The sequence below is a fragment of the Streptomyces sp. PH10-H1 genome (assembly GCF_030063355.1).
Lineage (GTDB): Bacteria > Actinomycetota > Actinomycetes > Streptomycetales > Streptomycetaceae > Actinacidiphila.
In genome coordinates, this window is the sequence record NZ_JASISZ010000050.1 from 1 (window position 1) to 19,030 (window position 19,030).

Annotated in this window: 15 protein-coding genes and 1 riboswitch; of the genes, 9 read left to right on the forward strand and 6 right to left on the reverse strand. The window is 66.9% G+C overall.

Annotated elements, in window-relative coordinates; all coding sequences use genetic code 11:
• Positions 1-179 precede the first annotated feature (179 nt).
• Positions 180-3,314 (forward strand): DEAD/DEAH box helicase, encoded by a 3,135-nt coding sequence (locus tag QMK24_RS26440; RefSeq protein WP_283469292.1) that lies wholly within the window; start codon positions 180-182, stop codon positions 3,312-3,314.
• A gap of 26 nt (positions 3,315-3,340) precedes the next feature.
• On the opposite strand, the gene QMK24_RS26445 is transcribed toward QMK24_RS26440, so the two are convergent.
• The 3 genes from QMK24_RS26445 to QMK24_RS26455 all read right to left on the reverse strand — a co-directional run bounded on the left by QMK24_RS26445 (position 3,341) and on the right by QMK24_RS26455 (position 5,404).
• Positions 3,341-4,261 carry a YDG/SRA domain-containing protein gene (locus QMK24_RS26445; protein ID WP_283469293.1) on the reverse strand — a complete coding sequence of 307 codons (921 nt, stop codon included), beginning with the start codon at positions 4,259-4,261 and terminating at the stop codon, positions 3,341-3,343.
• 145 nt (positions 4,262-4,406) lie between these two features.
• On the reverse strand, positions 4,407-4,775 hold the full coding sequence (locus QMK24_RS26450) for a hypothetical protein (RefSeq protein ID WP_283469294.1): 369 nt from the start codon (positions 4,773-4,775) through the stop codon (positions 4,407-4,409).
• A gap of 2 nt (positions 4,776-4,777) precedes the next feature.
• Complete coding sequence (locus QMK24_RS26455; protein WP_283469295.1) at positions 4,778-5,404, reverse strand: ATP-binding protein; 627 nt, start codon at positions 5,402-5,404, stop codon at positions 4,778-4,780.
• Between the two features lie 222 nt (positions 5,405-5,626).
• Between QMK24_RS26455 and QMK24_RS26460 the strand changes: the two genes are divergently transcribed.
• A complete protein-coding gene (locus tag QMK24_RS26460; RefSeq protein ID WP_283469296.1) occupies positions 5,627-6,472 on the forward strand; it encodes a helix-turn-helix domain-containing protein in 846 nt (281 codons plus the stop codon).
• On the forward strand, positions 6,472-6,684 hold the full coding sequence (locus tag QMK24_RS26465; protein ID WP_283469297.1) for a DUF397 domain-containing protein: 213 nt from the start codon (positions 6,472-6,474) through the stop codon (positions 6,682-6,684). The genes QMK24_RS26460 and QMK24_RS26465 overlap by 1 nt, the downstream gene beginning before the upstream one ends.
• 58 nt (positions 6,685-6,742) lie before the next feature.
• Here the strand turns inward: QMK24_RS26465 and hisS are convergent, their stop codons facing one another.
• The gene (gene hisS / locus QMK24_RS26470; RefSeq protein ID WP_283469298.1) at positions 6,743-8,071 is read right to left on the reverse strand and encodes a histidine--tRNA ligase; all 1,329 of its coding nucleotides are present in this window, start codon (positions 8,069-8,071) and stop codon (positions 6,743-6,745) included.
• Positions 8,072-8,397: 326 nt separating this feature from the next.
• Here hisS and QMK24_RS26475 point away from each other — a divergent pair, with 326 nt between their 5' ends.
• The 3 genes from QMK24_RS26475 (at position 8,398) to QMK24_RS26485 (ending at position 10,150) form a co-directional block, all read left to right on the forward strand.
• Positions 8,398-8,922 carry a helix-turn-helix domain-containing protein gene (locus QMK24_RS26475; protein WP_283469299.1) on the forward strand — a complete coding sequence of 175 codons (525 nt, stop codon included), beginning with the start codon at positions 8,398-8,400 and terminating at the stop codon, positions 8,920-8,922.
• 270 nt (positions 8,923-9,192) lie between these two features.
• Complete coding sequence (locus QMK24_RS26480) at positions 9,193-9,600, forward strand: PPOX class F420-dependent oxidoreductase (protein ID WP_283469300.1); 408 nt, start codon at positions 9,193-9,195, stop codon at positions 9,598-9,600.
• 262 nt (positions 9,601-9,862) lie between these two features.
• On the forward strand, positions 9,863-10,150 hold the full coding sequence (locus QMK24_RS26485; protein WP_283469301.1) for a hypothetical protein: 288 nt from the start codon (positions 9,863-9,865) through the stop codon (positions 10,148-10,150).
• Between the two features lie 93 nt (positions 10,151-10,243).
• On the opposite strand, the gene QMK24_RS26490 is transcribed toward QMK24_RS26485, so the two are convergent.
• A complete protein-coding gene (locus QMK24_RS26490; RefSeq protein WP_283469302.1) occupies positions 10,244-11,281 on the reverse strand; it encodes a M23 family metallopeptidase in 1,038 nt (345 codons plus the stop codon).
• Positions 11,282-11,293: 12 nt separating this feature from the next.
• A riboswitch (cyclic di-AMP (ydaO/yuaA leader) is annotated at positions 11,294-11,430 on the reverse strand.
• A gap of 295 nt (positions 11,431-11,725) precedes the next feature.
• Positions 11,726-13,009, reverse strand: a complete 1,284-nt coding sequence (locus QMK24_RS26495; RefSeq protein WP_283469303.1) for a hypothetical protein — start codon at positions 13,007-13,009, stop codon at positions 11,726-11,728.
• 672 nt (positions 13,010-13,681) lie between these two features.
• Here QMK24_RS26495 and QMK24_RS26500 point away from each other — a divergent pair.
• The 3 genes from QMK24_RS26500 to QMK24_RS26510 all read left to right on the forward strand — a co-directional run bounded on the left by QMK24_RS26500 (position 13,682) and on the right by QMK24_RS26510 (position 19,016).
• Positions 13,682-15,904, forward strand: coding sequence for a hypothetical protein (locus QMK24_RS26500; protein WP_283469304.1), 2,223 nt, complete (start codon positions 13,682-13,684; stop codon positions 15,902-15,904).
• A gap of 108 nt (positions 15,905-16,012) precedes the next feature.
• Complete coding sequence (gene pelF, locus QMK24_RS26505) at positions 16,013-17,572, forward strand: GT4 family glycosyltransferase PelF (RefSeq protein ID WP_283469305.1); 1,560 nt, start codon at positions 16,013-16,015, stop codon at positions 17,570-17,572.
• 22 nt (positions 17,573-17,594) lie between these two features.
• Positions 17,595-19,016 (forward strand): hypothetical protein, encoded by a 1,422-nt coding sequence (locus QMK24_RS26510; protein WP_283469306.1) that lies wholly within the window; start codon positions 17,595-17,597, stop codon positions 19,014-19,016.
• Positions 19,017-19,030 lie beyond the last annotated feature (14 nt).

Below are 19,030 nucleotides of genomic sequence, written 5' to 3' on the forward strand. Positions count from 1 at the left end.
ATCCTCACCGAGCCCGAGCCCGGCTTGTTCACCCAGCCCCGCCCCTGAACACCAGCCCACCCCACCGAGCAGGGCACCTCACCCAGACCTCATCGCGAATCGGGCATCACGGCGCGAACCGCACTCTCAGTAACTGCTGTTAGAACTGGGCCAGGACGTTGTGACGTAGGGGGAACGCTGTGAATGACTCAACGCATCACGCCCGCCCGGTGGCTGGCCTCTACGAGAAGCTCATCACGAACCGACTCCAGGAGCGCATCCAGGAGCTCGACGCTGTGGGCTGGCACGCTATCGATGCCGTGGTCGGCAAGGACTCCTCTCCGCATGTTCTCTCGCGCTACATCTCCGCCACCGTGCAGCGGGTCCTCCAGGGGCTCAGTCCCGCCGAGCAGGTGGTCGCCGCTAACCAGATCCTCAAATCCCTCTCCACCATCGACGGCGCCAAAGAGTGGGTGGAGCTCATCGCCGATGGGCCTCGCCAGCTGCTTGCTATCGCCGAGCAGGAGGCTCCGGGCGTCTACGCGATCAGGCCCGCCACTCCCCTGTCCGAGACGGCTCTCCTCACCAACTCACCTGGGGATCCCAGCCTGGGCTTCGAACTCCGTGCCGAGCTGGCCACCGCTGATCGCGTCGATCTGCTCTGCGCTTTCGTGAAGTGGCATGGGCTTCGGGTTCTGGAGAGTTCCCTCAAGGCCGTTCATGAGCGCGGTGTGCGGATTCGTGTCATCACCACCACCTACATCGGCGCCACCGAACGCCGCGCCCTGGATCGACTCGTCCGGGAGTTCGACGCCGAGGTGAAAATCAACTACGAGCTGCGTTCCACGCGCCTTCACGCCAAGGCCTGGCTCTTCCGCCGAAACAGTGGATACGACACCGCCTACGTCGGCAGCTCGAACCTCTCCAAGGCCGCGCTCCTGGACGGCTTGGAGTGGAACGTCCGCCTCTCGTCGGTCGCCACCCCCGCCGTACTGAACAAGTTCGAGGCGACCTTCGACGCGTACTGGAGCGAGGCCGCCTTCGAGTCGTATGACCCGGACAACGACGCCAAGCGCTTGGACGAAGCCCTCCTCCAAGCGGGCGGAACGGGCAACGCCGCCATGCGGAGGATCAGCCTGTCTGGCCTGGAGGTACGGCCCTACCCCCACCAGCGGGACATGCTCGAACGCCTTGAGGTAGAGCGCACGGTCCACGACCGACACCGCAACCTCCTGGTCGCAGCCACCGGCACTGGCAAGACAGTCATGGCCGCACTCGACTACAAACACCTACGCCTCAAACACGGCCGCGACCTCCGCCTGCTCTTCGTTGCCCACCGCAAAGAGATCTTGGATCAGTCTCTGCGCAGCTACCAGGAGATTCTCGTCGACGCGAATTTCGGCGAACTGTTCTACGGCGGGGAGATCCCGGACAACTGGACGCATGTTTTCGCCAGTGTTCAGTCGCTCAACGCCCGTGCGCTGAACAGCTTTTCCGCCGATCACTTCGATGTGATCGTGATCGACGAGTTCCATCACGGCGTATCCGCGACCTACCGAAAGATCCTCGAACACTTCAAGCCGATGGAGCTTCTCGCGCTCACGGCCACTCCAGAGCGCATGGACGGTCGTAACGTCCAAGACGAGTTCTTCGACGGACGTATCGCTGCCGAGATGCGTCTCTGGGAAGCACTCGAGTACGACTTGCTGAGCCCGTTCCACTACTTCGGCATCACCGACAGCACCGACATGAGCGCAATCTCCTGGTCCAAGGGCGCCTATGAGATCAACGCGCTGAGCAACCTCTTCACCGGAAACGACGCCCGCGCCCGACTCGTCGTCAAGGCCGTGAAGGACAAGGTGACCGACCCGGGCTCGATGAAGGCGCTCGGGTTCTGCGTCTCCGTGGCGCACGCCCACTTCATGGCCGACTTCTTCCGCAGGGCCGGGCTCAACGCCAAGGCCCTGTCGGGCGAGTCACCCAAAGACGAGCGCAAGACCGCGCTGGATGAACTCAAAGCGGGCAATTTGCAGGTGATCTTCTCGGTGGACCTCTTCAACGAAGGTCTCGACATCCCTGACATCGACACCTTGCTACTACTGCGCCCAACGTCCAGCGCCACGGTCTTCTTGCAGCAGCTCGGCCGTGGACTTCGCCGCAGCGAAGGCAAGGCCGTACTCACCGTCCTGGACTTCATCGGTCAGCACCGCAAGGAGTTCCGCTTCGAGGAACAGTTCCGCGCCCTCACCAACCTCACCCGAAACCGACTGCTCCACAACATCGAGCACGATTTCCCCCAGCTCCCGTCCGGCTGCCAAATCATCCTTGAGGAGAAGGCCAAGAGTCTGATCGTCAACAACATCAAGGACCAGCTCAACGTCAACATCACCCAACTCGCCCGCGAGATCGGCGCCTACGCCGAGCCCCTGCTCGCCAAGTACCTCCACGACAGCGGCCGTGGGATCAATGAGCTCTACCGGAGCAACCACTCCTGGACAGAGCTACTCCGCAAGGCGAATCTCCTCACCGCCCCCGCACCAGACGGCGAAGACGCTCTCCTCAGACGTGTCTCAGCATTCCTGCACGTCGATGACCCGCTGCGAATCGCCGCCTACAGCAGCCTCCTCGAAGACTCGGCCCCCACCTACGACCAGCTGGACGAACAGGGACAGGCCTACGCCCGCATGTTCTTCTTCTCCATCTGGCCCTTGGGCAACGGCTTCACCAGCTACCAGGCGGCCTTCACCTCGCTGAGTCGTCAGTCCGCCTTCCGCAGCGAACTCCGCCAAGTCCTCGCCTTCAACTTGGACCACACCGAGCACGTCCCGGTCCCTCTCCTCGGCGACCACAAGGGCCTGCCACTCACCGTCCACGCGTCCTACTCCCGCGAAGAGATCCTCCCCGCCCTTGGCCAGTCCGCGATCGGCGGCTTCATGCCGGCAAACTTCCGCGAGGGCGTGAAGTGGTGCGAAAGCATCCAGACGGATGCACTTTTCATCACCCTCGAAAAGGACGAGAAGGATTTCTCCCCACAAACGCGCTACAACGACTTCGCGAAGAGCGAGTCACTCTTTCACTGGGAGTCCCAAAACCAGACCTCAGAAACATCCCCAACTGGCAAGCGGTACCAGAACCATGCGGCCGACGGCAGTCATGTACTCCTCTTTGTCCGCCGCTACAAAAAGACAGACACGGGCGGCCCGCAGCCATGGATACTCCTCGGCCCTGCCGAGTACGTCGCACACGAGGGCAGCAAGCCGATGGGCATCGACTGGCAACTCCGCCACGAACTGCCTGCGGACGTCTGGACCTACTCCGCGATCGCAGTGGGGTGACGGGCACCGTATGTCAATCGCGCCGGTCACACAATAAAATCTTCAAGTTCCCAGCGCGATCGATGAGCCCTGACGAACTGCGGCAGAATATCGTGGCCGTCAGCCTGCCACAACTCGCCCTTGTGCACATTCCCATTCAGACGGTCGATGATCTGTAGGTCATCTGTCAGAACGATGGCGCCCCGATCGAATCGGATATGGCAATTGGGGCACAAGCACAGCATGTTCGACACCTTGTCTGGCCCGTTATGCGGCTCACCCAGCGCCTGTATATGAGCACCCTCGCTATAGCGACCACCGGCCAGGGACACCCGCACCTCTATACGGCATATCTGACACAAGTTGTCGTGGAGACGCTTCACCTCAGCAGTGTTCTTGGCGTCGCGCACCAGACGGCTCTGCTCGACTATCCGGCGGAGCGCACGTTCAACGGGTGTTTCGTCACCGGCTCCCTGCCCCAACTTCGCCTCGTCAGCAGGTACCGGAGCGGGGCGCGCGCCCTTTACAAGTTTGAACTGCCAAATGCGCCATCCGTCGATACCGATCGAGTCCCAACCATCAACAGCCCTATACAATCCGCGATAGCGGTACTTCTTCGACCCACCTTTTACCTCGAATCCCTCGATCACGCGGATTGGATAGCCCTTCGCCATATTGACCAAGAACCCGGCGTTTGGCGAACCGGCCAACGGCATGTCCTCTACGAGGCGTTTCCGATCGTCTTGCTTGTCTCTTCCGGTGTAGAGGATCACGTCACCGTCGTCACGGTCATCTACATAGCCGCCTGACAGGACAATCGAATCGACACCCTCAGCTTCCGTTCCCGATATACCGCGACCGCTTTGGCGGTGAACGCCAAGCTTATTCATCTCCGAATGTCCACTAAATACCATTCCTTCAGCAACGCCCGGAATATCACCAAATGAGACCGCGCTCTTGTTCGCCATGACCGAATACTGCCGAACAAGTCATCGACCGATCAACTGGCGTCGCCTCATCCCTAGTTCATGGCAAGAAATGATCCAGGTGTGTCCGAAAGCGATCCGACAGCCTCGAGATAGGAGTAGCCACTCGACGCATACGCCGCCGTTGTCATCGCAATTCCCGCGAGGAGCGGAGCCGTGCCTCCTCTTGAAAGTCGGCACGTAGCCCTGCGGCCACCTCAGCGAGGGAGTGCAGGATGTGACTGACAGCGGCAGCAACTGAGACGTCAGGCGCAGGACGTAGGTCGCGCCAGTGGATCGCCGCTGAGGAGAGAGTGATTCGCCCCGTGATGTCGACCAGGACAAGGAAGCAGTCGCTGTCCGAGTCAAGGAGTTGGGCGATGGACAGGCCAGACAGCAGGCCAGAGGCCTGAGCGGCGACAAGGAGGTGCTCCAGATTCAGGGAGTCGCCCCAGTACGCTCCCTCGGCGTCAAACTCCAAGAGGAGTGCATCCAGCTTTGCGTCGCTGATCAACACAGCTACGCCTCCGCCGATTCCGCCTCGAAGTGCATCTGCGCGCGGTCCAGAACGTCGTCGGGGTCCAGGCCTTGGACGGTGAGCCAGTAGAGGAGGTCGGCGATCAGGTCTGTCGCGGCCTCCTCCAGGACGGGTGTGCCTCGAGTCAGCAGAACCGGGATGCCGGATTCGCAGGCGTAGGACTCCAGGGCGACGGAGGCGCGTTGAAGTCGGCGGCGTTGGCCGCTCTTCGGGAGGGCGAACTCGCACCACACGAGCTTTCCCGCCGTCGTGCGCAGGGATCCCCAGTCCGAGGTGATCGCGGCGAGGATCAGTAGGCCGCGACCGCATTCGTCGTCGGGTGACGGTTCGGTCGCGGCCGGGGGCTGCGGGCTGCCGTCGTGGAGTTCGAGGCGGAGTGTGTCGTCGTCGAGGTGCATGACGAGGGTGGCCGGGGCGCCGTGGCCTACGTGGTTGACGGCGTTCGCCGCCAGTTCTGTGACGGCGAGTGCGACGGGGTGGGCCAGTTCGGCGTTTCCCCAGACCTTCAGTTGGAGGCGGACGACGCGGCGGAGGCCGGCGATCTCGCCCGGGTCGCCCCCGAAGGGGAGCACGCAAGTTCGTTGGTGATTGTTTCGGTAGATGTGCATGGGAATCAGCCCTCCCTGTTGTCACTATGCGTGCCCGGGTTGGAGCGCGCCGCGACTGCTCTGGCAGGATGGCAGCACACATCCCGCTGTGCAATGTGCACGGATGGATTGGCCGCGAAAGGGTGAACGGTGCTCGTGAGTGTGGATCTGCGGGAAGCTTGTTGCCGCCGCGCTCCGGGCGTCGGAAGACTGATCGCGATCTGCCCCGAGAGGGAGGTACCAGTGGCCGGTTCGCCAACTGCCCGCCGTCGCCGCCTGGCGATCGAGCTCAAGAAGCTCCGCGAGGACAACAAACTCACCTGCGCCCAGGTGGGGAGCGCGCTGGATTGGAGCGGTTCCAAAGTCAACCGGTTGGAGACGGGGAACGGTCGGGTCCAGCCGTCAGACATCGACGCGCTCTGCCGGTATTACACGACCACCGATGAACTGCGTGAGTTTCTGAAGGGGCTGGCCAAGGACTCGAAGGTCCGGGGCTGGTGGCACGCCCACGGCGATGCCGTACCGCCATGGTTCTCGGTGTACGTAGGCCTTGAGCAGGACGCCGCCAGCCTGCGCCAGTACCAGTGCGAGTTCGTGCCCGGCCTGCTGCAGACACCGGAGTACACGGCGGAGTTGCATCGTGCGACGAACCAACTCAGCGGCGAGGAGTTGGAGCGGGCGGTGACCGTCCGTATGGAACGGCAGGCCCTACTCACCCGCGAGAACGCTCCGGATCTGTGGTTGATCGTTCATGAGAGCGCCTTGCGGCATATCGTCGGCGATCGCACGGTGATGCGCAATCAGCTCGAACGTATGCTGGCAGTAGGCCAGCTCGGCAACGTAACGGTGCAGGTCATCGGATTCGACGCGGGGACCTATCCCGCCACGGGAGCGTTCACGATTCTCGGCTTCCCGGAGCAGGAGGACCCCGATGTCGTGTACCGGGATGGGCTGACAGACGCCATCTACCTGGAGACGCCGGACGACGTCAGTCAGTACACGAAGGCCTTCGACAATCTGAGGGCCATTGCATCCAGCCCGCCGCGCTCGGCTGCGTTGATCAAGAAGCTATTGAAGGAGTACTCCTGATGAGCACCAACCCCCAGCAGCCGTTCTCCGAGGCGGGGTGGCGCAAGAGCAGCTACAGCAACGGGTCGGGCGGCGAATGTGTGGAAGCCGCGCCCCTTCACGGCGGCGCCGCCGTGCGGGACTCCAAGGATCCCGACGGGCCGGTGCTTCGCTTCTCGCCTGACGCCTGGGCGTCGTTCATACGCTCGGTGCGCGAGGGCGGGTTGGTGTAGGCGAGGGCCATCGGGTCCAGCAAGCGATAAGAGGACTGTCCAGATGACTGAGACGCCCTCAACTGGATGGTTCGCACCGTCGCGCGAGTTCTGCGGCAGCCTGATCGAACGGGACTTGGACCTGTTCACCACTGTCCATGTCCCGCACAGTGACCGTAGCGGAATCGCGTTCTGCTACGCCGTAGATCACGCAGAAGCGGGCCCCTTGGTCGCTGGCCCACTTCATTTGCTTGGCGAATTTCCCACTCGCTCCGAGGTAGACACCTGTGCGTACCCCGGAGCGGCGGATTTCGGCCGCTAGCCGGAAGGTTTCTGTTGCCAAGTCCTCGCCCATGACCGTGACGGCTACGTCGATCTGCGAGTAGCCGCCTGCTTCACCCTGGCTGATCAGCGGCAAGATGCGTTCGATGCCGAGCGAACCGCCGCACGCTGGGGAGTCTTTGCCGCCGAGGCCGCCAATGAGGCTGTCGTACCGGCCACCGGACGCGATTGATCCGGGCATCCCAGGTGCTGTCACCTCGAAAATGATGCCGGTGTAGTAGTCGAGCCCTCGCACGAGATTCGGCGTGAAACCGATGCGCTCGGCCGGAATCGTGCCCATGGTGAGTTCCAAGAGCCGATCGATTTCCGCGAGGCCTGCCTGACCGGTCTCACTGGACTTGAGGGCCGACCTGACGCGTTCGACGGCGTCCACCGAGGTCAGGTCGTCCACCAGGTCCTTTGCTACGCCGGCTGACAGCCCACGGTTGGAGACCAGTTCGCTCATGACCGCGTCCGGTGAGAGCTTGTCGAACTTGTCGAGCGTGATCAGTACGCCGGAACCGAGGTCGGACGGAACGGCGTACGCCTCCAACAGGCCGAATAGGACGTGCCTGGAGTTCACCAGGAAGCGGAACTCCGGCACGCCGAGCGCGTCCAGCGCGTCATGCAGGGCAAGAACGACTTCGGCGTCGGCCAGCGGCGAGGAGGAACCCACGATGTCCAGGTCGCACTGGACGAACTCACGAAAGCGTCCCTTGCCTGGCCGGTCGGCACGCCACACAGGGGCGATGGCGTAGCGCTTGTACGGGGACGGGAGTTGGCTGCCGTAGGCGGCTGCCGCGCGCGCCAGGGGGACGGTGAGGTCGTAGCGGAGAGCGAGGTCGGCCTCGCCGGTGGCTTCGTGTTCGCCGCGCCGAAGGATTTTGAAGATGAGCTTGTCGCCCTCGTCGCCGTACTTGCCGGTGAGCACGTCCAGCCGCTCGAAAGCGGGAGTCTGGAGCGGCTGGAAGCCGTAGCGGGCGAAGACTGTGCGGATCACCGCGAAGGCACGTTCGCGCCTCTCGTACTCGGCGGCGAGGAAATCACGTGTCCCGGAGGCGGGCTCAAACTGCTTCATCGAGGCCATGTTGGTCATGTTCCCGGAAGCCTGGGGGCGGGGCAAAACGCCTGGGGGCGGTGGCGCGGGCCTGTTGGTGATCGCCGATATGTCAATGGACGCTGCCCGTGCCGGGTCCGTTCGACGCGCTGGGCGTCGCTCCATTGGCGCTCCATTGTTGCTCTGTTGGCGCTCTGGGTACGCCGTCTACGCCGGAACGGCTGATCACTCGTAGGGGTGAACGAGGGTTCACATGGTGGGAGTTGGCGCTACAGTGCGTGACATCACATCACCACATAGTTGACCCCGGCGACGCAGCAACGTCCCGGGGTCCGACACCAGGAGCAAGACCTCCGATGCAGATTCATCGTAGCGCGCACCCCCGCGCGTACACCGTCATTGCCAATGCGGCGCTTCAAGACAATCGCCTCTCCTTCGTCGCACGCGGCGTCCTCGGGTACCTGCTGTCGCGGTTCGACGGCGAGCGGGTCGACGTACGGAAGCTGGCCGCGCTGTGCAAGACGGGGCGGGACCAGGTCGCCAACGCCCTCGACGAGCTGAAGGCCTACGGGTACTACGTCATCGTGCGGGAGCAGGATCCGGAGGCGGCAGCAACCGAGCCCCGGCGCGAGTGCGCGGACTGCGGGCGGCCGCTCGCGGCCGGCCCGGACGGGTGCGGGACGGACGGCACGGGCGATACGGCCAGGACGGGCGGCCCGGACGGGCTGTGCGGGCCGTGTGCGGGGCGGGGTCGTGCGCCGTCGGGCCCGGCCGCGTCCGTCGCGCGGGACGGACGGGCCCGGGTGCGGGCCGCCCTGGCGGGTACGGCCCTGGCGGGGACTGCGCTGGCGAGGACGACCCTGGCTGGGGCGCCGGGTTAGTGCTGGTGACCGGGCTGATTCACCGGGTTGAGGGCTCGCGCCGGTTGGCCGTGGGCCGGTTGGATGTGGGGACACATCCGATGGCCCGCCGCCGATACCGTGGCGTCAGTCCTTGAGTTGGGACCCTCCGCGACTCGGCAATGCGGCTGGTCGGCGACGCCGCGTCATGAGCCCGAAATGCCCTTTTACGAGTCTAGAGTGAATGATGCCGCAATCGGCACATGCGGTGCCGCTTCGCGCGGGCCATCATCCGAGGAAAGGCCATGGGCTGTGTCAGCCGTAATCTCTGACGACCTGAAGAAACTCCTTGACGACGTCCCTGTCTTTGTCACCCTGGCGACCATCCAGCCCGATGGCAGCCCCCAGCTGTCGGTCACATGGATCGCGCGCGACGGTGACGACCTGCTGGTCTCCACGACCATGGGCCGCAGGAAGGAGATGAACCTCCGCCGTGACCCGCGGATCACCGTCATGATCAACCCGCCCACCGCGCCGTACACCTACGCCGAGGTCCGTGGCACCGCCACGCTGACCACGGAGGGCGGCCAAGAGCTGATCAACAAGCTCTCGCGGAAGTACACGGGCAAGGACTACGCCGACTTCAACCCCGCCGCCAAGGAAGACGCTGAGCGCGTCGTCGTTCGCATCATCCCGCACAAGGTCGTCGGCTCGCTCTAGTCTCCCGGTGGTGTCACGGCCGAACCAGCCCACCACGGCCTCGGACGCTCCCGAGGGGGCCTGACGACGAAGATCCGATCTCCCTTGCCCGGTGGCGAATGGGCCGGCCTTCCAGGTGATGGCTTACGCCACGACAACTACGATGCAAGCTCACCCCGTATGAGGTGCGAGCGGGCAAGCGGAGGATGGGGGCGGCCGGTCGTGGGCTGGTACGTGTGGGTCGTCAGGGGGTGGCTGGTGGGGCAATCGGTTCCGCAACGCCATGCGTACCCGGCATGAGCGCAAGGTCGAGCTGATCTCCGCGGAGGGCGAGAAGCAGCGGGCGCTGCAGGCGGCGAACCGGCCGCCTGAGGCGATCTGCGGATGTACCCATCATCTGGCCAAGCACGACAAGCAGGGGAAGTGCCACGAGGTGGTGCAGACACCCACCGCGTGGGACGGGGACAAGAAGCCCCTCTCGTACGAGGCCCGGCCCTGCAACTGCCAGCAGTACATCGGGCCCCGGCCGCTGGAGACGCTCTACGCCGAGGACATCGTCGACCTGTCGTAACCGTGGGGCGCAGGAGGAATGCCGACGGCCCTGGTGTCGGGGGGAAGTCACCAGGGCCGTCGGGGTTTGCGGTTGGTCTGTTCGTCGGCTGGGTCAGACGTCTATGCCGTGGTCGCGCAGCCACGGCATCGGGTCGATCGGGCCGCCTCCGCCGGGGCGGACCTCGATGTGGAGATGCGGCCCCGTGACGTTGCCGGTGGCGCCGACCCGGCCGATGGTCTCGCCCGTGGTGACCTTGCCCGAGGTCTGCACCATGGAGGAGAGGTGGCAGTACCAGATCTCGGTGCCGTCATCGAGGGTGAGGATGATGCGGTAGCCGTAGGAGCCCGCCCAGGCGGCCGAGGTGATGGTGCCGCTGTGGATCGCGGACACCGGCGTGCCGGTGGGGGCCGCGAAGTCCTGGCCGGTGTGGGTGTTGGCCCACAGGGAGCTGGACTGGCCGAAGCTCGCCGTGAGGCTGTAGGAGGCGACCGGCTTGGTGTACGAGGCCGCGAGCTTGGCGAGGCGTTCGGCCTCGGCCTGCGCGGCGGCCTTCGCGGTGGCGTCCTCCGCGGCTTTCTTCTTGGCGGCGGCCTCGGCCTTCGCCGCCGCTGCGGCGTCGCGCACCTTCTGGGCGGCGGCCTCCTTGGCGCCCGTCGCGGCGGCTTCCCCGGCGGCCGCGTCGCGCGCCGCCCGGTCCGCGGCGTCGCGCACCTGGGCCACGTGATCGAGGATCCGCGCGCGGAGGGCCTCACCCGCACCGGCGGCCACGGAGTTCGTGGTCATGCCCGAGGACTGGTGCGAGAAGTCGGACGGCGCCGATGCGCCGGATCTGCCCGACGCGCCATCCGCGCCCATGAGGTCACCGATGCCCGGCATCTCGGACAGCTTCGGGAGGTCCGGCAGCGATATCGGCACCGGGGACTTGTCGGCGGCCGTCGCGATACCGGTCGCACCCCCGATGGCGGCCACTGCCGCGACGCTCAACACGGTCGAACCACGGGCTATGGAACGCTGCTTGGGGAGCCGGTGCTTGCCACGGTCGGCGGCGGCCGAATCGGCGGACGACTCCGTGGTGGGGTTCCATTCGTCCCATTCCCCGGCTTCTGGAGCCTGCGGGGCAGGGGCGCAGGCAGGCTGGTTCGACGCCACTTGTGGCGCTCTCCTTTCCTTCCTTAACGCCTACCGGGTTAGCTGACGGGTTCGGAGCAGGAAGGTCTCCTACGGGCTGACGCGCAGCCCGATTCACCCCAATTAGTGGGTCCCCGGTTCCCGCGGACGGGATTCGGCAAGCGCACGGTGCCGCCTCTACGGCGGCAGTGACGACCGCGCTGCGTTATCGAACGTTAATAGAGCTGGGGGTCTTTTCCAAGCCGAATGCCGGAGTTGGGCCTTGGACCAATAACGCGTATCGGTATGTATAGGGGTGAAGGAGGGTGATGGGAGTGACCCCGCAGTGACGTGAGCGTAAGTCGGTTGTTATCGGAGGGAGTTGAGTCCGCTACATACGGTGAGCGCCCCGGCCGGGTGACCCGGCCGGGGCGCTCATCCCCATCCCTGCGTACCTACGGAGTACCTCCGCAGTACCCACAGCGTTCAGTGCTGGTGGCTCCGACGGCGGCGGAGGCCGAAGAACGCCATGGCCGCGCCGAAGGCGATCAGGACGCCCGCGCCAGTGGCAAGGGTGCCGGTGTTGTCGTCGGCACCGGTGTGGGCGAGGGAGCCCTCCACGTTGGTCGTGGTCGGCGCGTTCGTGGTGGCCGATACGGACGGCGCGGGTGCGTTGGTGGTCGCGGACGATGACGGGACCGGCGAGCCGGTGGGCGTGGTGGCCGGGGCCGCGGGGAGGAAGGAGAGCTTCCCCTCGCCCTGGAGGAGCGGGCGCCCGCTACCGCCGCTCACATAGGTCACAGCCAGCTGCCGCAGCGCCTGGGCGTGCGTGACACCGTTCGCCGAGGCGACGCTGTAGCGCAGCTCGTAGCGGTGCTTCTGCCCGGCGGGGATACCGGAGGTGATCGCCGGGAGCATCCACTCGTTGTCCCGCAGGCCGCGACGCTTCACTTGCACCCAGTGGCCGTTCTCGCGGACCTCCAGGTTGATGACCGGCCAGCGGGTCTCGGAGGCCGAGGAAGGGTAGACGGACAGCTCGGTATCCAGACCCGCGCCGATGGCGCCCTTGCTCTCGTTGTCGATCTCCAGCCAGGTCTCCACCGGCTTGCCGGGGGAGAGCTTGGCCACCGGGCCGAACTTCTCCGTGACGTTCGGGGCACCGGGCCCGGTTCCAGTCCCGGGAGCGGTTCCAGGAGCGGCCTGGAAGGTGACCGAGGGAATCGCACCCGTGCCGTCGTTCTCATAGGTGCCGGTGTCGAAGGTGAGGGTGAGCGACGTGTCGTTCGCCGGGAAGCCGCTCTTCAGACCGGCGGTGATCTTCCAGCTGAAGCTGCTCCTGGCCGGGACCGAGAAGGTCCTGACCTTCTTGCCCTGGGGGTAGAAGCTGGCCAACATCGACGGGCCCTCCGCCCCCAGGGAGAAGGCGGTGGGCGGCGCCGAGAGCGCGTCGATCCGGAAGTTCACCTGGGATCCGGAGATCGCGCTCGGGCCCCCGGGGATGCCGAACACCAGCCCGTTGAACTCCACGGCCTTGTCGTTGTTGTTCGTCGCGGTGACGGTGTACGCCTCCGTGGCACCGCCGCGGGTGAGCGGGCCGGACGGCGACGGGGCGCCGATTTCGATGTGCAGCGGCTTGATGGCCGGGGCGGGGGCATCGGCGTACGCGGCTGCGGCCGGTACGAGCATCGAGCCGCAGACGCCGGCGACAACGGCGACGGCGATGGTGGAAGCGGCGAGGTGTGGACGGCGGGAGAGGGTGCGAGCAGACATGGTGATCCCCCCAGGGAACAGGAACGCGGTGGGTAGAGCTGGATGTTGCGCCCCGCTCAGCTTTCCGTTCGGCGTTCCCGTTCGGCCCTGGCGGCTTGCGATGTGCTGATGTTCACACGGAACCGGTCACTGGATCATGGGCGAACCGTCACCTGCGTGTAACAGCTGAACCCACGGTCCGGCGACGGCTCCGCTCGCGCCGAGCGCTCGTCAACGGCGTCTGAAATCCGGGCTGGAGACCGGGCCGGAGACCGGGAACCCGAACACAACGGAGACAAATCCCGGACCGGAGGTTCACAGCGAATTCCAGGGCCCCTGCATTTATGCATCCCGGCTTCCCGGCCTCCGGGACTTCGTCAAGAATTGGTTTAACGTCTCCTCTGATTACTACTCGCTCACACGTGCGTCAACCTGCGGAAACCCGTACCCAACCCTCCCCCCGACCAGTGTCGCATCGGTGAACATCCCGCTTTCGGAAATGAACAATGCTGTGCCTTTTTCACCGCCTTCCCGTTTCCTCTCCACAAAGCCTCACCTTTGCTCCACGATGTGTCACGGGCGACCTCAAGACGGGGAGATCTGACGGTCGCACGTAGCCCAGTTCACTGGAAAAGGGAGGGCCGTGGGGCGCCTGTGAGGGCTGTCCTGCTGTGCTCTCCCGGGGGAGGAACCATGGGTCGGACGACCCGTCTTGCCACCGCGTGCACTGCCGCGGCGATGCTCACCCTCACCTGGCCCGCCGCCGGAATGAGTTCCGCCACCGCCACGGCCGCCACCGCCGCCACGGCCCTCACACCCAGGATCGATCTGCGGGTGCTCGTCCTCGACGACGGCGGGCCCGCCACGCAGGCCATCGCCGCCGAACTCGACAGCGCGGGCACCCCGTACACCACGGTCGATCTGAACAGCGGCAGCCGGCCGCAGATCACCGCCACCTCCCTGAGCGACACCGTCAGCGGCCGGCCGCGCGCCAAGTACCAGGCCGTTGTGCTGCCGAACGACAACCCGTTCGGCACCGGATCGGCCGAGATGGCCGCGCTGGCCGCGTACGAGACGGCCTTCGGGATCCCGCAGGTCGACGCATACACCTATGCCCGGCCCGAGGTCGGGCTGAACTACGCACAGAACCCCGGCTACATCGGTTCGCTGGACGGAATCACCGCGGCGGTGACGGCCGCCGCCGGTCCCTTCGGCTATCTCCAAGGGAACGTGCCCTTCGAGGACAACTCACCTACGGCGAGCGAGAGTTACGGCTATCTGGCCACGCCGCTCGCGCAACAGGCGGCCGGGGCCGCCTTCACCAGCTACGTGGACGCACCGATCCAGGGCACCAGCGCCCGCGGCTCGCTCATCGGGCAGTACACCCACGACGGCCGCCGTGAACTGGTCGTCACCTTCGTCTACAACCAGTACCAGCAGCAGTACCGGCTGCTGGCGCGCGGCATGGTCGAGTGGATGACGCAGGGCATCCACCTCGGGGCCAACCACAACTACTTCGCGCTCCACATGGATGACGTGTTCCTCGCTGACGACCGCTGGAACAGCACGCTCAACTGCACCCCCGGCGACGTGGACTGCCCCGTCGGAACCGGCCCGGCTACGGACCCCATCCGGATGTCGGCCGCCGACGCCACCTACCTCAAGCAGTGGTCGCAGGCCAACGGCTTCACGCCGGACCTGATGTACAACGGCGGCGGCAGCGAGGACTACAAGGCGGAGGCGGGGCACGCCGGGGCCGACCCGCTGGCGCAGCAGCTCTTCGCCGACAAGAGCGCGTACCGCTGGGTCAACCACACCTACACCCACTCATACCTCGGCTGCGTCCAGGACGTGTCGGTGGTGCCGTGGAAGTGCGCGACCAACGCCGACGGCACGGTGCGGTGGACCAGCCAGGCCGACATCACCGCGCAGATCAAGGACAACACCACGTGGGCGGCGCAGAACGGCCTCACCGTCAACAAGAATGAGCTTCTCACCGGTGAGCACTCCGGCCTGAGGATCCTGCCGCAGCAGCCCGTCGACAACCCGAACCTCGCCCCGTCGCTGTCCGCGACCGGTGTGAACGTTCTGGGCAGCGACAACTCGCGGGACCCGCAGCAGCGCACGGTCGGCCCGGCGCTGAGCGTACCGCGCTTCCCGATGAACGTCTTCTACAACGCGGGTAAGGCGAGCGAAGAAGTCGACGAGTACAACTGGATCTACACCAAGGCGGCCGACGGCGGCAGCGGTATCTGCGAGGGCTCCGCGACGTCCACCTGCCTCCCCGCACCGCTGGACACGGCGAGCGGCTACGCCTCGTACATCGTGCCGTTGGAGGCGCGGATCGACCTCGGGCATGTGTTGTCCAACAACCCGCGGCCGCACTACGTCCACCAGTCGAACTTCGCCGAGGACCGGATCGCGTACCCGGTCATGGAGAAGATCCTCGGCGACTACAAGAACCTCTACGCCGCCAACACGCCCATCGTGAACCTCCGGATGGCCGACATCTCCGCCGAGCTGGCCAAGCGCACCAGCTGGGACACGGCCGTCAAGGCCGACCAGATCACCGCCTACCGGATCGGTGACACCGTCACCATCAGCGCACCGAGCGGGCTGCAGTCCACCGCGACCGTGCCCGCCGGCACCCGCCAGCAGCAGCTGCTCGGCACCACCGCCTTCGGCGGCGCCTACGCCGGACAGCTGGCCGGCTGGGTCGCGCCCGGAGCGCTGCAGAGCCAGGTGACGCTCAAGCTCACGGCCGCTGCCACACCCGCCGTGGTGGCCGCGACTCCGGCCAAGACCGCCCGGAGCGCCACGGCCGCGAAACTGCGGACCCCGGCAAAGGCACTGCCCGTGCCGACGGGTGCGGCCGCGCCGGTTCCGCACGGCCCCGGCGACACCGCCAAGCCGTAGCAGCGCAGCGGTAGCCGTTCGTCCTCGATCGCCGGACGGGCTGAATTCAGCCCGTCCGGCGGCTTCCCAGCGCATTCATTGACGGACCCGTGGGGGGACCGATTCGCCATGCAGACCCAGGTGACGACCCAGGTGACCTTGCTGACCGAGGGCACGTATCCGCACAGCCACGGCGGCGTAAGCGTCTGGTGCGACCAACTCATCCGGGGAATACCGGACTTCGACTTCCGGCTGATAGCCGTGACCGGCACCGGACGGGAGCCGCTCACCTGGGAGCTTCCGGGGAATGTACGGGACTTCACCGAGATACCGCTGTGGGGAAAGCCCCCGGCCGGCCGCGCGCCCCGCGGGCGCGAGGCACAGCTCTTCCGGGCCGGCTACGAGCGCTTCCTGCTGGCCCTGCTCGACCCGGCCGCCGAAGGCGAGTTCGCGGACCAGCTGTACGCGATGGCCGCACTGGCCCGCTCCGGGTCGCTGTCCGCCGCGCTGCGCTCCGAGGACGCCGTACGCATCCTCACGAGTCTGTGGAACCGGCCGCACCTCGCGGCCTCCGCCGCCCGGCCCACCCTGCACGACGCACTCACCGCCACCGATCTGCTGGAACACGCGCTGCGCCCGCTCGCAGCGGTGCCCCGGGCCGGAGTCGTCACCCACGCCGTCAGCGGCGGCCTCGCCACGATCCCCGGCCTGGTGGCGCACCACGAACACGGCACACCGTTCCTGCTCACCGAGCACGGCGTCTACCTGCGGGAGCGCTACCTCGGCTACCGCACAGGGCCGTACGGCTGGCCCGTCAAAGCACTCCTGCTCGGCTTCTACCGTCTGCTCGCCGAGGAGGCGTACCGGCGGGCGGCGCTCGTCACCCCCGGCAGTCGCTACAACCGGCGCTGGGAGGAACGCGGCGGCACCCCGCCGGACCGGATCCGCACGGTGTACAACGGCGTCGACCCCGCCGACTTCCCCTATTCAGGACCCGAGCCCGCCGTACCCACCCTCAGCTGGGCCGGGCGCGTCGACCCGATCAAGGATCTGGAGACGCTGATCCGCGCCTTCGCCGGCGTACGGGCCGAGGTGCCGCGGGCACGGCTGCGGCTCTTCGGCGGGACTCCGAGGGGCGGGGAGGCGTACCGCGATCAATGCGTCTCGCTGGCAGCCGAGTTGGGTGTCGGTGACGCGGTGACCTTCGAGGGGCGCGTCGAGGACATCCGGGACGCCTACGCGGCCGGGAACGTCGTGATGCTCTCCAGCATCAGCGAGGGATTCCCCTTCACCCTCATCGAAGCCATGTCGTGCGGGCGCGCCACCGTCTCCACGGACGTCGGCGGCGTACGGGAAGCGGTCGGCGACACGGGGCTGGTCGTCCCGCCCCGCGACCCCGCCGCGATGGCGAAGGCCGCGCTCGCGCTGCTCCGCGACCCGGCGACCCGCGCCTCCATGGGTGAAGCCGCCCGGCTCCGCGTCATCGACCAGTTCACCCTCCGCCAGACCATCGACACCTTCCGCGGTATCTACGGCGAACTCGCCGCCCGGCAGCCCTGGCTCGTCCTCACCCCCATCGGTGTGGAGTGGCAGGCCCGCCACCACCAGGAGCGCCACCAGGACCACCACCTCACCCTTCACGACAACGACATCACCCAGGACGACGCCATCACCGAGATCGCCCAGTGACCCGCGCGTGGGGCGGTGCGCGATGAGCGGCCCGCTGCGCCTCGTACCGCGGGAAGCGGGTGCACTGCCGAACGTGCCGATGCAGCGGCAGCGCCGACGGCCGTCCTGGGCCGAGGACCCGTTGGAGGAGCTCGCGGAGCGCCTCGCCGAGGTGTGCGCGGCGGCGGTGCACGCGGACGAGATCGCGGCGGTGCTGGAGTCGGACGGGCTGACGCACGAGCTGATCGTCAACCGGTACGGGCGGCGCGATCTGTTCGCGCTGGCCGAGGAGTTGCACGAGCGGAGCGCGGACACCCGCCGCTATCCGGAACCGGCGCCGGGCCCCGACCCCTGGCGCATCGATCCGTGGCGGTGCGTGCTGCGGGGAATCGTCTTCGGGCTGCCGGGGCTGGCGTACGTCCTGGGCGGGACGCTACTGAAGGGGCCTTCGGACGCGTTCGGGCTGCCGGCGGGCACGGTGGCGCTGTCCGCCGCCGCGCTCGTCGGCTGGGCGTGGAACCAGGCGCTGGCGCACCGCGCGTATCTGCGCTTCGGCTCGGACGGACGGCGGTCGGCGGCGCACTGTCTGCTGCGGGGCGCGCCGGCCGGGGCGCTGCTCGCTTCGGCGGTCGCGATCCCGTTCGCCTCCACGGGCAGCCAGGCGGCCTTCGCTGTGGGGCAGTCCGGCTATCTGGCGGCCGCCACGGCACTGCTGGTGCTGGGCCGGGAGCGGGACCTGCTGCTGGCACTCGCGCCGACGACGGCCGGCGCGGCGGCGCTGCTCATGGGGGACCTGCCCGCCTGGGCGAGGGCCTGCCTGGTCATCACGACACCGGTGGCGGCGCTGCTGATCGCCGGCCGGCAGATCGTACGCGGAATGCGCACCCCTCCCGAACCGGGCGAGCCCGCGCCGCCGCCGGTCGCCGCCTCCGTTCCCTACGGGCTGTACGGGCTGGCCAGCGCGGTGCTGGTCCTGGTGCTGGCGCTCGACGCGGGGGTGTCGGCGGTCTCGCTGACGCTGAGCATGGGCGCGGCCGAATGGCTGCTGTACCGCTTCCGCGGGCGTGGTGTGGCCGCGCTGCGGCGCAGCACCGACGCGGCGGGCTTCCAGGCCAGGGCGGCGCTGGCCCTGCTGGGGTGTCTGACGGGATACCTGGTCGTCCTCGGGGTGCTCGAGACGGCCCTCACCCGGCTGTGGCCGGGAGCACCGGCGCCCGGCCCACTGCGGTTGTGCGTACTGCTGGCGCTCGGCGCGGTGCTGTGGCTCTCACTGCTGCTCCAGGCGTTCGGTGCGGCATGGCCGGCGGCGGTGGTGTGCATAGCGGCGGCCGTACCCGAAGTCGCCGCTCTGTGCTGGGAGTTCGGTGACCATCCGATCGTGCAACTGGCCTCCTGCACGGGCGCGGCGGGGTTACTGATCGCCCTCGCCTGCTCCTTGCTGGGCCGGTCCACGGCACACCGCTGAAAGCCCTCTTCCTT

What these genes read in the sequence shown, in the direction of transcription:
- QMK24_RS26455 (WP_283469295.1), bottom strand. Translation starts at nt 5,404, where the DNA reads ATGCACATCTACCGAAACAATCACCAACGAACTTGCGTGCTCCCCTTC.
- QMK24_RS26495 (WP_283469303.1), bottom strand. Translation starts at nt 13,009, where the DNA reads ATGTCTGCTCGCACCCTCTCCCGCCGTCCACACCTCGCCGCTTCCACC.
- QMK24_RS26445 (WP_283469293.1), bottom strand. Translation starts at nt 4,261, where the DNA reads ATGGCGAACAAGAGCGCGGTCTCATTTGGTGATATTCCGGGCGTTGCT.
- pelF (WP_283469305.1), top strand. Translation starts at nt 16,013, where the DNA reads ATGCAGACCCAGGTGACGACCCAGGTGACCTTGCTGACCGAGGGCACG.
- hisS (WP_283469298.1), bottom strand. Translation starts at nt 8,071, where the DNA reads ATGGCCTCGATGAAGCAGTTTGAGCCCGCCTCCGGGACACGTGATTTC.
- QMK24_RS26500 (WP_283469304.1), top strand. Translation starts at nt 13,682, where the DNA reads ATGGGTCGGACGACCCGTCTTGCCACCGCGTGCACTGCCGCGGCGATG.
- QMK24_RS26465 (WP_283469297.1), top strand. Translation starts at nt 6,472, where the DNA reads ATGAGCACCAACCCCCAGCAGCCGTTCTCCGAGGCGGGGTGGCGCAAG.
- QMK24_RS26485 (WP_283469301.1), top strand. Translation starts at nt 9,863, where the DNA reads ATGCGTACCCGGCATGAGCGCAAGGTCGAGCTGATCTCCGCGGAGGGC.
- QMK24_RS26510 (WP_283469306.1), top strand. Translation starts at nt 17,595, where the DNA reads ATGAGCGGCCCGCTGCGCCTCGTACCGCGGGAAGCGGGTGCACTGCCG.
- QMK24_RS26475 (WP_283469299.1), top strand. Translation starts at nt 8,398, where the DNA reads ATGCAGATTCATCGTAGCGCGCACCCCCGCGCGTACACCGTCATTGCC.